Below are 12,612 nucleotides of genomic sequence, written 5' to 3' on the forward strand. Positions count from 1 at the left end.
GGGGCTCAGGTGTCCTGCGGGTGACGCCGACGCGGATGGCCGCCGTCGCCGAGTCGATCATCGGATGCGTGCACGCGACGCGCGCGGACACGCCGGTGCGAGCGGCACGCACCCGATGATCGGCTCGGTAGAGGCGCCCCTCAGCGGCCGCGCAGGCCGCGCAGGGTGCGGACGGCGACCACCAGCTCGGGCAGCTCGTGCCGGTCGCCGGCGGCGATGTCGGCGAGCTGCGCGGCCGCCCGGCGCTGCGGGGTGTCCCAGCCCGCGACCCAGTCGGACACGAGCTGCCGGGCGTCGCCGCTCCCCCGCCCGGACAGCACCTCCACGGCGAGCTCGGCCTGCTCGGCGGCGAGGTCGTCGCGCAGCGCGGCCCGGGCCATCGACGGCCAGCGCCGGTCCCGCGGCAGCGCGATGACCAGCTCGCGCAGCGGCACCAGCGACAGCCGGTCGGCCAGCTCCTGGGCCACCCGGCCGACCAGGTCGATCGGCGCCCCGGTGCGCTCGGCGACGACGGCCAGGTCGAGCGCGGCGGGCAGCAGCGCCGCCGCGGCCAGCTCCCCGGCCAGGTCCGCCGGCACGCCCCCGGCCCGCAGCCGCTCGGCGCGCGCGGCGTAGGCGGCCGCCTCGTCGCCGAGCAGCCAGCCCGGCAGCCCGGCGCGCACCGCGGCCACCGGCGCGGCGAACCGCTCGGTCACCGCGGTGATCCCCGTCGGCGGGCGGCCGGCCAGCTCGGGCAGCCGCAGCAGCCAGCGCGCGGCCCGCTCGGACAGCCGGGTCGCCTCCGTCCGCAGCTCCACCTGCACCGGCGCGGGCACCCGGTTGTCCAGCGGCCGGACCGCGTCCCACAGCCGGTCGACGTCGAACACCGCCCGGGCCACCGCGTGCGCCCGCACGACGGCGGCGAGGTCCAGGCCGGTCTCCTCGGCCAGCCGGAACAGCCCGGTCACCCCGGCGGTGTTCACCGCCCGGTTGGTCAGCGCCGTCGCGACGATCTCCCGGCGCAGCGGGTGGGAGTCGACCGCCGCGGCGAACCGCTCGCGCAGGGGCGCGGGGAAGTAGTCACGCAGCAGCCGGGCGAGCGCGGGGTCGTCGGGCAGGTCGGAGGCCAGGACGGCGTCGTTGACCTCGAGCTTGGCGTAGGCCAGCAGCACTGACAGCTCCGGGCTGGTCAGCGCGTGCCCGTCGCGGCGCCGCTGGGCCAGCGCCCGGTCGTCGGGCAGCGCCTCGACCGCGCGCACCAGCCGGCCCGAGCGCTCGAGGTGCCGGATGAACCGCTCGTGCGCGTCGAGCAGGCTGCGCGCCCCGGTCACCTCCTCGGCCAGGGTGGCGTTCTGCGCGTGGTTGTCGGTGAGGACGGCGGCGGCGACCTCGTCGCTCATCTGCTCCAGCAGCGCCGCGCGGCCCTCGGCGTCCAGCTGCCCGGCATCGACCACCCCGTTCAGGGCGATCTTGATGTTCACCTCGTGGTCGGAGGTGTCCACGCCCGCGGAGTTGTCGATGGCGTCGGTGTTCACGCGGCCGCCGGCCAGCGCGTACTCGACCCGGCCCCGCTGGGTGAGGCCGAGGTTGCCGCCCTCACCGACCACCCGCACCCGCAGCTGCCCGCCGTCGACCCGGACGGTGTCGTTGGCCTTGTCGCCGACGTCGACGTGGCTCTCGGTGGCCGCCTTGACGTAGGTGCCGATGCCGCCGTTGAACAGCAGGTCCACCGGGGCGAGCAGCACCGCGCGCACCAGCTCCACCGGGGTCAGCGTGTCGACGTCGTCGTCGAGGCCCAGCGCGGCGCGCATCGGCTCGCTCACCGGGATCGCCTTCGCCGTCCGTGGCCACACCCCTCCCCCGGCGCTGATCAGCGCGGGGTCGTAGTCGGCCCACGACGAGCGCGGCAGGTCGAACAGCCGCCGTCGCTCGGCGAACGACGTCGCGGCGTCCGGGGTCGGGTCGACGAAGACGTGCCGGTGGTCGAAGGCCGCCACCAGCCGGATGTGCTCGGACAGCAGCATGCCGTTGCCGAACACGTCGCCGGACATGTCGCCGATGCCGACGACGGTGAAGTCCTGGCTCTGCACGTCGACGTCGAGCTCGCGGAAGTGCCGGGTGACCGACTCCCACGCGCCGCGGGCGGTGATGCCCATGGCCTTGTGGTCGTAGCCCACCGAGCCGCCGGAGGCGAAGGCGTCGCCCAGCCAGAACCCGCGCTCGATCGCTACGGCGTTGGCCAGGTCGGAGAACGTGGCCGTGCCCTTGTCCGCGGCGACGACGAGGTAGGCGTCGTCGCCGTCGTGCCGGACCACCCGCTGCGGGGGCACCACCCGGCCGCCGACCAGGTCGTCGGTGAGCGACAGCAGCGCGCCGATGAACAGCCGGTAGCAGGCCTGGCCCTCGGCCAGCGCCTCCTCGCGGGAGGCGCCCTCCGGCGGCGGGTTGCGGACGACGAAGCCGCCCTTGGCGCCGGTCGGGACGATGACGGTGTTCTTCACCATCTGCGCCTTGACCAGGCCGAGCACCTCGGTGCGCAGGTCCTCCCGGCGGTCGGACCAGCGCAGCCCGCCGCGGGCGACCGCGCCGAACCGCAGGTGCACGCCCATCACCCGCGGCGAGCTGACGAACACCTCGCGGGCCGGGCGCGGCTCGGGCAGGTCGGGCACCGCGTGCGGGTCGAGCTTGATCGCCAGCGGTGGGGCGGGCGTGGCGCCGGACACCGTGTAGTACGTGGTGCGCTGGGTGGCGAGGACGGCGGCCAGCAGGCTGGTGAGCACCCGGTCGGCGTCGAGCGACTCGACCCGGCCGATGGCCTCGCGCAGCGACGCGGCGAGGTCCTCCTGCCGGGCGGCGCGGCCGGACTCCCGCTCGGGGGAGAACCGCGTCTCGAACAGCGCCACCAGCCGGGCGACGACGTCGGGGTGCCCGGCCAGCACCGACTCGACGTAGGACATGCCGAAGGGCAGCCCGGCCTGGCGCAGCCACTGCACGTAGGCGCGCACGACCGTGACCTGCCGCCAGTTGAGCCCGGCCAGCAGCACCAGCGCGCCCAGGCCGTCGTCCTCGGCGTCCCCGCGCCAGACCGCGGCCACCGCCTCGGTGAACCGCTCGGGCAGCGAGCCGGGGAAGGGCAGCTCCCCGCCGGGCGCGGTGAGGCCGAAGTCGTAGATCCAGGCCTGCCGGGCGCCGATCCGGTCGATCTCGTAGGGCCGCTCGTCGATGACGTCGACGCCCATGTGCTGCAGCACCGGCAGCACGTCGGAGAGCAGCAGCCGCTCCCCCACCCGGTACACGGTCAGCCGCGGCTCGGCCGCGTCGGCGCCACGCGGGCGCCGCAGCCGCAGGCCCAGCTCGCCCGGTGCGAGCGCGTCGAGGCGGGCGAGGTCCTCGACGGCCGTCGTCGCCGGGAAGTCGTCCTGGTAGGCGGCCGGGAAGGCGTCGGCCACCCGGGCCAGTACCTGCTCGGCCTCGGCGCCGTACCGCTCGGCGAGCGCGTCGGCGAGGTCGTCGGTCCAGCTGCGGGCGACGGCCGCCAGCTCCCGCTGCAGCCCGTCGGCGTCGACGCCGGGCAGCGCCGGCGTGCCGCCGCGGCCGACCGGCACCCGGACGACGAAGTGCAGCCGGGTGAGCACCGACTCGGTGGAGTAGGCGGTGAACTCGATCTCGCGACCGCCGAGCCGGGACAGCAGGACCTGCTGCATCGCCAGCCGGACCTCGGTCGTGTAGCGGTCCCGCGGCACGTAGACCAGCGCCGACCAGAACCGGTCGTAGGGGTCGCGGCGCAGGAACAGCCGGGTCCGGCGGCGCTCCTGCAGGTGGAGGACGGCCATCGCCACCGGCAGCAGCTCCCCGGCGGCGGCCTGGAACAGCTCGTCACGCGGGAGGGTCTCCAGCACGCCGACGAGCTCCTTGCCGGTGTGGCTGTCGGCCGGCACCCCGGAGCCCTCGACCACCTCGTCCACCCGGCGGCGCACCAGCGGCACGTCGCGCACGCCGGTGGCGGCGGCCGTGGTGGGGAACAGCCCGACCAGGCGGTGCTGGCGGGCCGGGCCGCCGTCCTGGCCCGGCAGTGTGACCGCGACCAGGTCGAGCCAGGCCCGCCGGTGCACCGTCGAGCGGATGTCGGCCTTGGTGACGGTGACCAGCGTGGGCCCCAGCGGCCCGGCGGCCTCGGGCAGCGCCGCGCCGCTGTCGCTGCGCAGCACCCCCAGGCCGCTGCCGGGGACCGCGCGCGCCGTCGTCCCGACCTCCACCTCGCGGGCGCCGAGCAGCACGAGGTTGCCGTCGGCCAGCCAGCGCAGCAGCGCGGCGACCTCCGCGGGGTCGTCGGCGGGGTCGGCGGTGTCCAGCGAGCCGATCTCCTCGAGCCGGGTGGCCAGCTCCAGCGCGCGGGCGGCGATGCGGGGCGCGTCCTCGTCGACGGCGCGGACGTCGGCCAGCACCGTGCGCAGCCCGGCGACCAGGTCGTCGGCGGCCTCGTCGTCGAGCGGCCCGTCGAGGACGACGGCCATCCAGGACTCGGCGAGGGCGTCCGGCCCGCACGCGGCGACGTCGGTGCCGCCGCTGTTGCAGAACGCGCGCAGCCCGCCGGAGACGTCGCGGCGGACCACGACCACGGGGTGGACCACGTGCTGGAGCCCGACGCCCTGGCGGACCACCTCGGCGGTGACGGAGTCGACGAGGAAGGGCATGTCGTCGGTGACGGTGAGCAGCAGCCCCCGCCCGTCGTCGAGCCGCTCGACGACGACGGTGGCCGCGCCCTGCGCGCGGATGGCGGCGATCCGCAGGTGGCGCAGCGCCAGCGCGGCGAGGTCGGCCGGGGCGTGACCCAGCACCTCGGCGGCCGGCTCGCTCCAGTAGTAGCGCTGCAGCAGCGCCGGCAGGTCGGTCCGGCCGCAGCCGGTGGGCAGTCCGGGACCGTCGTCGAGGCCGTCCGCGGCGACGGCGGCGGCCTCGGCCAGCAGCGCCCGTTTGCGGTCGTTGGCCGCCTCGAGGGCGACCAGTCCGGGCGGGACCTCGTCCTCCGGTCGGCCGGGGACGACGGTGTCCACGCCGATGGTGCTCATGTACAGCGAAACTACTGCGGCCGGGGGCCCACGTCAGGGGGAGGCCACCCGATCGGCGTGCCGTCCGGGATCAGCCGCGGTCGAGGACCTGGTCGGCCGCCCACCCGGCGAGGGCGAGGACCAGGCCGCCGAGGACCGCGGTGCCGAAACCGTCGACCGACAGCCGGTCGGACAGTGCCGCGGTGAGCCCCAGCAGCGCCGCGTTCACGAGGAGCAGGAACAGCCCCAGGCTCAGCACGATCGCGGGGAAGGACACCAACCGCAGCAGCGGCCCGACGACGGCGTTGACCACCGCGAAGAGCAGCGCCACCCACAGGAAGGTGCCGCTGACGCCGAACGTGCCCTCCTCGTTGCCCTCCACGTCGATGCCGGGCAGCAGCCGGGTGAGGGCGTAGAAGGCCAGGGCCATCACGACGACCTTGAGCGCAAACCTGATCACGGCGGCCACGCTAACGGCGCTCCCTGGGAGCCCCCGCGCTCTCGCCGCCTCTAGGCCCGTCTCGGGTCGGCGCCAGAGAGCCCTAGACGCCGGTCGATCCCGGGCGCTTCCGCGGACGTGCCCGGGTGGCGACACGGCGTAGGAGGTTCTACTGATCTCTACCGCGAGGGCTAGACGGGGTCATACGGTGCTCGACGTGGACCCCGTGCGGAACCCCTACGCTCCGGGCGCCGGCCAGCGCCCGCCGGAGCTGGCCGGCCGTGACGACGAGCTGTCGGCCTTCGACGTCGTCCTGGAGCGGATCGCGCGGGGCCGGCCGGAGCGCTCGCTGGTGCTCACCGGGCTGCGCGGCGTGGGCAAGACCGTGCTGCTCAACCAGCTGCGCTCGGCGGCGATCGGCCGCGGGTGGGGCACCGGCAAGATCGAGGCCCGGCCCGACCAGTCGCTGCGCCGGCCGGTGTCCTCGGCGCTGCACATGGCCCTGCGCGAGCTGCGCCACCCCGACCAGGAGTCGATGGACGCCGTCCTCGGGACGCTCAAGGCGTTCGCCCAGCGGCTGGCGCCGGCCGACGGGAAGCTCCGCGACCGCTGGCAGCCGGGCATCGACGTCGCGGCGACCACCGGCCGGGCCGACTCCGGCGACATGGAGATCGACCTGGTCGAGCTGCTCAGCGACGCCGCGGGGCTGGCCGCCGACGTCGGGAAGGGCATCGCGCTGTTCGTGGACGAGATGCAGGACGTGCAGGCCCCCGACGTCTCGGCCATCTGCGCCGCCTGCCACGAGCTGTCCCAGCAGGGCGCGCCGCTGATCGTCGTCGGCGCGGGCCTGCCCCACCTGCCGGCGGTGCTGTCGGCCTCGAAGAGCTACTCCGAGCGGCTGTTCCGCTACCTGCGCATCGACCGCCTCGACCGGCCCGCCGCCGACCGCGCGCTGCTGGCCCCCGCCGAGCGCGAGGACGTCGAGTACGAGCAGGCCGCCCTCGACGCCCTGTACGAGGCCGCGGACGGCTACCCGTACTTCGTGCAGGCCTACGGCAAGGTCACCTGGGACGTCGCGGCCGCCTCCCCGATCACCGCGGCCGACGTCGCGATGGCCGCGCCGGTGGCCGAGGCGGAGCTCGCGGTGGGCTTCTTCGGCTCCCGCTACGACCGCGCCACCCCGGCCGAGCGCGAGTACATGCACGCCATGGCCGAGCTCGGCGGCCCGGCCGGCGCCCCGGTCGCGACGTCGGAGGTGGCCGCGGCGCTGGGCCGCAAGCCCGCGTCGCTGTCCCCCGCGCGCGACTCGCTGATCAAGAAGGGGCTGGTGTACTCCGCCGAGCGCGGCCAGATCGCCTTCACCGTGCCGCACTTCGGCCGCTACCTGCTGCGCCACCCCGACTGATGACCAGCCAGGCATCGGAAGCTCTACACCCGTTCCCGGACGTGGGACGTGCGTATCGCTTCCCATGCCTGGGCGCCCGGGATCACCCGGGCAGGAGGAAGGCGTTGACGTCCGCGGCGACCTCCTCGGGACGCTCCCAGTTCGGGCAGTGCCCGGTGTCCGGGTAGACCCGAAGGCGCGCGTCCGGGAGAGCGGCGAGGAGCCGGTCCTCCTGACCCCGGTCGAACAACGCGTCCGCCTGGCCCCAGAGCACCAGCGTGGGCGCGGTCACGTCGCCGAGCCGGTCGCGGTCGTGGGAGCGCGCCAGCCCCTCCCAGACGTCCCGGAAGACGTGCGCCGGCGCCTTGCGGCTCTCGGCGACGATCGCGTCGAAGAAGTCCGGCGGGAGGGGGCGGTGGACCGTGCCGGACTGGAACTCCCGGGCGAACTCCACCGGGACCGGGTCGCGGAGGTCGGCGATCGCCGACCGCACCTCCCGGACGAGCCGGTCGCCCATGCGGTCGGCCGAGCCGACGAGCACCATCCGGTCGACGCGGTCGGGGTGCTCCTGGGCCACGCGGCGGACCACGAAGGTGCCGAAGGAGTGGCCCACGAGGTGGGCCCGGCGCACGCCGAGCACGTCGCAGAGGGCCACCACGTCGTCGGCGAACCGGTCGAGGTCGTAGCCGGTCGCCGGGTGGTCGGAGTCCCCGAACCCGCGCTGGCTGTAGGCGACGGCGCGCAGCCGCGGGTCCAGGTGCGGGAGCACGCGGCTCCAGGAGAACCACGAGTCCGGCCAGCCGTGGACCAGGACGACCGCCGGACCGGCCGGGTCCCCCTGCTCCACGGCGTCCAGCCGCAGTGCCCCGGGGAGGAGGACGGTGCGGTGGCGGAGCGTCTGCGTCGTCCCGGGCACGGCTCCTCCGGAGGTCGGCCCCCGTGCGGGACCACGGTAGGGCCGTGGCCGCCGGCGGGGGAACCGGTCCGGCCGTGAGCCGGTGTCCGGCGGGACAGGGACCGGCTCGTGACCGCGTCCCGTGCACACGACGCGGCCGCGGTGGCCCGGGGACGACGATCCGTGCACACACCGCGCCGCGGGCGGGCGTCAGCGCGCGAGGACGAGCTTGGTCGCGGGCTGCAGCCAGACCTCGGCGGCGGCGTCGAAGGGCACCGTGGTGGTGGGGACGGCGAGCGGGTCGAAGGCGCCCGACGCGGCGAGCCCGAGCACCTCGGGCAGGTGCCGGCGGGAGTCCGCGCGGGACAGGTGCACGGTGATCCCGCGGGTGTACATCTCCAGCAGCGGCAGGGCGGCCTCGCCGAAGAGGATGCCGACCACGGTGAGCAGCCCCTGGTCCTCCGTCGAGCGCACCGCGCAGGCCAGCCCGGCGGGGTCGGCGGACCCGTCGACGACGACGTCGGCCCGGTCGTACCGGCGCGGCCAGCCGCCCTCGCGCCGGGTCACCTCGGCACCCAGCGACGTCGCGGCCGCGCACCGCTGCTCGTCGTCGTCGACGTAGCGCACGCCCCCGGCACCGAGGGCACGGGCCAGCGCGACGGCGTAGAGCCCGATGGAGGGGACCGCGCCGGCCAGGACGAGCACCTCGGCGCCCGGGCGCTCGCGCAGCTGTGGCCCGACCGCGCGCCAGGCGTCGACGGCGTTGTCCGGCAGGGTCGCCAGCGCCACGTCGGACAGGGCCGGCGGCGCGGCCACGAGCGCGTGGTCGGCGTGCGGGACGGCGAGCAGTTCGGCCACCGCGCCGCCGTGACCCCCGCCCCGGACGCCGAACCCGTACGCGGCACCCGCCGGGGCCCGGTAGGTGGTGCAGGCCACGGTGCGCCCCGCCCGGCACGGCCCGCAGCCGCCGCACGAGACCTGGAACGGGACGCTGACCCGGGCACCGGGGCGCAGCGCGACGTCGGCGCCCACCTCGACGACATCGGCGACCAGCTCGTGGCCCACCGGGACGGGGCCGGGGAAGAGGCCGAGCGCGGCCATGGGGGCGTCGAGGTCGCAGCGGGCGACCGCCAGCGGCCGGACGAGGGCGCCGTGCGGCGCGACCTCCGGGTCGGGGACCTCCTCCCAGCCGAGGCGGCCGGGCCCGGTGGAGACGAGAGCGCGCACGTCAGGCCGGGACGGTCAGCGCGGTGTGGGTGACGGGCACGGTGGCCTCCTCGGCGGCGGGAACGGTCACGGGCACGCCGACTGTGCCGGTGACGACCGGCCTCCGTCGACGGTTGGCGGGGCGGGGATCGGGCAGGGACCGCCCCGTGCCGGGAGCTGTCGAGGCGGGTCTGTGGGGTCTGCTGGGCGGCGCCGCCCTCGTCCTGGGCGCCGCGGTCGCCTGGTTCGTGCGGGTGCCCCGGACGGTCATCGCGTCGGTCATGGCGTTCGGCTCGGGCGTGCTGGTCTCCGCCGTCGCCTTCGACCTCGTGGCCGAGGCCGCCGACACCGGCGGGCTGGGCCCGACCGCGCTCGGGTTCCTCGGCGGCGCATTCGCCTACGTGGGCGCCAACGCCCTGCTGGCCCGCCGCGGGGCGCGGCACCGCAAGCGGTCCGGCGGCGAGGGGTCCCAGCAGCAGCCCTCGGAGGAGGAACAGGCCGGCAGCGGCGCGGCGATCGCCGTCGGGGCGCTGCTCGACGGCGTCCCGGAGTCGGTGGTCCTGGGCCTGGGCCTGCTCGGCGGCGGCTCGGTGAGCCCGTCGGTGCTGGCCGCGGTGTTCATCTCGAACGTGCCCGAGGGGCTGTCCAGCGCTGCGGGCATGAAGGCCAGCGGGCGCCGGGCGGGCTACGTCTTCGGGGTGTGGGGCGGCATCGCGGTCGCCAGCGGCGTCGCGGCCCTGGTCGGCTACCTGGCCCTCGGCGACGCGTCACCCGAGGTGGTCGCGGTCATCACCGCCGTCGCCGCGGGCGCGATCCTCACGATGGTCGCCGACACGATGATCCCCGAGGCGTTCGAGCGGACCGGCACCTGGACCGGCGTCGTCACCAGCGTCGGGTTCCTCGTGGCGTTCGCGATCGAGCGGCTGAGCGCGTGAGCGGGCAGGGTGGCGACATGACCGAGCCCGTGCAGATCAGCGTCCCCGTCGACGGCGGGGAGCTCGCGGCCCTGCACTGGGCCGCCGACGCGCCCGGCTCCCCCATCGCCGTGCTCGTCCACGGCATCACCGCCAACGCGATGGCCTGGGCGCCGGTCGCCGCGGCGCTGGCCGGGGAGTTCGAGGTGCTGGCACCCGACCTGCGCGGCCGCGCCGCCTCGGCGGACCTGCCCGGCCCCTACGGCCTCGATCGGCACGCCGACGACGTCGCCACCCTGCTGGACCGGTTCGGCGCCGACGCCGAGGCCGGCGCCGACGCCACCGTGCTGGTCGGCCACTCGATGGGCGCCTTCGTCGCGGCGCTGGCCGCCGCCGGGACGGCCCGCGACCGGGTGCACGGGCTGGTGCTCGTCGACGGCGGCCTGGCCCTGCCCGAGCCGCCGGGGGCCGACGTCGAGGCCAAGCTCGCCGCCCTCCTCGGCCCCTCCCTCGACCGGCTGGGCACGTCGTTCCCCGACCTGGCCGCGGTCCGGGCGTTCTGGGCGCAGCACCCCGCCGTCGGCCCGTGGGTCGACGTCCCCGCGGTGGCCGCCTACCTCGCCCGCGACCTCGTGCCCGGCGCGGTGCCGCTGCGCAGCGCGTGCGTGCCCGAGGCCGTGCGGGTCGACGGCGGCGACGTGCTGCTCAACGAGCGGGTGCTGGAGGCCAGTGCCTCGCTGCCGGTGCCGGCGACGCTGCTGTGGGCCACCCGCGGGCTGCTCGGCCAGCGGCCGGGGCTCTACGACGAGGTCCGGCTGGCCGGCCTGGGCCTGGAGCCCTCGGGCATCACCGCCCGCGAGGTGCCCGACACCGACCACTACTCGATCCTGTGGTCCGAGCAGGGCGTGGCCGCCGTCGCCGAGGCGGCCCGCACCGCGGCCGCCCGCACCTAGCGAGCCGGGCGACCTCGGGCCGGACGGCCGACCACCGGGGGCAGCACCTCGGGACCGGCCTCGGCCGGCCGCTCGCCCCGCACCGGGTGGGCCCGCACGGCGAGCACCGCGACGTCGTCCTCGACGCCCTCGCCGAGCATGCTCGACAGCAGGTCGTCGCAGAGTGCGGACAGCGCCTTGCCGGCGGAGGCGGCCAGCAGCGTGCGCACGGCGTCGCGGCCCTCGTCGAGCGGGGTCCCGCGGCGCTCGAACAGCCCGTCGGTGAACAGCAGCAGCGTGGCGCCCTCGGGGACGACGGCCTCGCCGTCGGCCCGTGGACCCCGCCAGCCGATGCCCAGCGGCGGGCCCACCGGGGCACTGAGGTCGCGCACCGTGCCGTCGGGCAGCAGCAGCATCGGGTCGGGATGCCCGGCCGAGGACCACCGCAGCCGGCGCTCTCCCGTCACCCGCTCGACCTCGTCCTGCTCGACCCGGCAGACCAGCGCGGTGGCCATCGCCGGGACGGCGAGACCGACGAGGGCGTGGTCGACCCGGCGCAGCACCCCGGCCGGCTCCTCCAGCCGGTCGAAGGCGATGCCGCGGACCAGCGTCTTGACCTGGCCCATGGCCGCGGCGGCCTCGATGTCGTGGCCCATGACGTCCCCGATGACGAGCACCGTGTCGCCGTCGGGCTGGAGGAACGCGTCGTACCAGTCGCCGCCGATGGACACCCCGCGGGTGGCCGGCCGGTAGCGGACGGCGAGCTCGAGGTGGTCGGGCTGCACCGGCGGTGAGAGCAGGCTGTGCTGCATCCGCTCGGCCACCTGCTGGGCGGCGCTGGCCAGGCGGGCGTTGTCGAGGGCCAGCGCCGCGCGGCGGGAGGCGATCTCGGCGGTGCGCAGCTCGGCGTCGGTGTGCGGCCCGCGTTCGGGGCCGTTGACCAGCGTGAACGCGCCGAACGTCTCGCCGCGGGCGACCAGCGGGAAGGTGGCGACGGCGGCGACCCGCAGCGGCGAGAGGGCGGCGCGGCTCTCCTCGTCGGCCACCATCGCCCGCACGTCGTCGTCGGTGACCCGGGTCAGCACCACCGGCCGGCCCTGGGCCAGCGCGGTCGGGACCGGCGCGGTGGGCCGGTTGCTGCGCACCCGCAGGTCGGCGTACCGGTGCATCGCCGGGACCATCGCGGGGTCGCTGTGCGCGCGGCCGACGTCGCGGCGGGTGCCGTCGGGGTCGACGACGCTGACCAGGCACCAGTCGGCCAGCAGCGGGACGACGAGCGCGGCGAGCCGGGCCACCGCCTCGTCGACGTCGGTGGTGGCGGTCATGGCCTGGCTGATGTCGCCCAGGAGGACCAGGTGCCGGGCGGCGGTCTCGGCCCGCTCGGCGGCCGCGGCGGCGGAGGCGGCGGCCTGCTCCCGGGCCGCGATCGCCGCCGCGCGCTCCTCGTCGGCCCGCCGGTGCACCGTGACGTCGTCGTAGGTGACCACCAGCCCGGCCCCGGTGAGGAAGGCCTCGGCGCGGAACCACGCGTCCAGCGGCGCGAAGAAGGCCTCGGTGGACCCCGCCCCGCCGGTGCCCCGCACGCGGCGGTACAGCTCCTCGAACGGGCCGCCGACGGCCTCGGGGAACTCCTCCCAGATGCCCCTCCCGGTCAGGCCGGCGACGGTCCGGCGGAGGACCGCCGCGCCCGCGGGGTTGACGTAGGCGAAGCGCCACCCCTCGTCGAGCACGAACAGCGGCCGCTGCATGCCCTCGACGGCCTGCACCAGCAGGTCGCTCGGCGGCGGGGCCAGGCCGTCCGGGGTCACGGGGACA

Annotated in this window: 8 protein-coding genes; 3 read left to right on the plus strand and 5 right to left on the minus strand. The window is 76.5% G+C overall.

Annotated elements, in window-relative coordinates; genetic code table 11:
- Nucleotides 1–140: 140 nt before the first annotated feature.
- Entirely contained in the window at nucleotides 141–5,048 is a 4,908-nt protein-coding gene (locus ACI79O_RS04225; protein ID WP_456913443.1) for an NAD-glutamate dehydrogenase, read from the minus strand.
- Nucleotides 5,049–5,118: 70 nt separating this feature from the next.
- Nucleotides 5,119–5,487, minus strand: a complete 369-nt coding sequence (locus tag ACI79O_RS04230) for a phage holin family protein (RefSeq protein ID WP_456874859.1) — start codon at nucleotides 5,485–5,487, stop codon at nucleotides 5,119–5,121.
- Nucleotides 5,488–5,683: 196 nt separating this feature from the next.
- Here ACI79O_RS04230 and ACI79O_RS04235 point away from each other — a divergent pair, with 196 nt between their 5' ends.
- On the plus strand, nucleotides 5,684–6,871 hold the full coding sequence (locus ACI79O_RS04235) for an AAA family ATPase (RefSeq protein ID WP_456874860.1): 1,188 nt from the start codon (nucleotides 5,684–5,686) through the stop codon (nucleotides 6,869–6,871).
- Nucleotides 6,872–6,953: 82 nt separating this feature from the next.
- Here ACI79O_RS04235 and ACI79O_RS04240 read toward each other — a convergent pair whose 3' ends face one another.
- Together ACI79O_RS04240 and ACI79O_RS04245 are read right to left on the minus strand one after the other, a co-directional pair.
- Nucleotides 6,954–7,766, minus strand: coding sequence for an alpha/beta fold hydrolase (locus ACI79O_RS04240; RefSeq protein WP_456886717.1), 813 nt, complete (start codon nucleotides 7,764–7,766; stop codon nucleotides 6,954–6,956).
- Between the two features lie 189 nt (nucleotides 7,767–7,955).
- Nucleotides 7,956–8,972: a zinc-dependent alcohol dehydrogenase gene (locus tag ACI79O_RS04245; RefSeq protein ID WP_456913444.1), complete on the minus strand. Its 1,017-nt coding sequence runs from the start codon at nucleotides 8,970–8,972 to the stop codon at nucleotides 7,956–7,958.
- 146 nt (nucleotides 8,973–9,118) lie between these two features.
- Between ACI79O_RS04245 and ACI79O_RS04250 the strand changes: the two genes are divergently transcribed.
- Both ACI79O_RS04250 and ACI79O_RS04255 read left to right on the plus strand, forming a co-directional pair.
- A complete protein-coding gene (locus ACI79O_RS04250) occupies nucleotides 9,119–9,886 on the plus strand; it encodes a ZIP family metal transporter (RefSeq protein WP_456886714.1) in 768 nt (255 codons plus the stop codon).
- Nucleotides 9,887–9,903: 17 nt separating this feature from the next.
- On the plus strand, nucleotides 9,904–10,818 hold the full coding sequence (locus ACI79O_RS04255; protein WP_456886712.1) for an alpha/beta fold hydrolase: 915 nt from the start codon (nucleotides 9,904–9,906) through the stop codon (nucleotides 10,816–10,818).
- Here the strand turns inward: ACI79O_RS04255 and ACI79O_RS04260 are convergent.
- Nucleotides 10,815–12,605 (minus strand): SpoIIE family protein phosphatase, encoded by a 1,791-nt coding sequence (locus ACI79O_RS04260; protein ID WP_456886710.1) that lies wholly within the window; start codon nucleotides 12,603–12,605, stop codon nucleotides 10,815–10,817. The two genes, ACI79O_RS04255 and ACI79O_RS04260, sit on opposite strands and share 4 nt — an antisense overlap.
- Nucleotides 12,606–12,612 lie beyond the last annotated feature (7 nt).

The organism is Geodermatophilus sp. SYSU D00696, from assembly GCF_054050235.1.

What these genes read in the sequence shown, in the direction of transcription:
- ACI79O_RS04225 (WP_456913443.1), bottom strand. Translation starts at nt 5,048, where the DNA reads ATGAGCACCATCGGCGTGGACACCGTCGTCCCCGGCCGACCGGAGGAC.
- ACI79O_RS04255 (WP_456886712.1), top strand. Translation starts at nt 9,904, where the DNA reads ATGACCGAGCCCGTGCAGATCAGCGTCCCCGTCGACGGCGGGGAGCTC.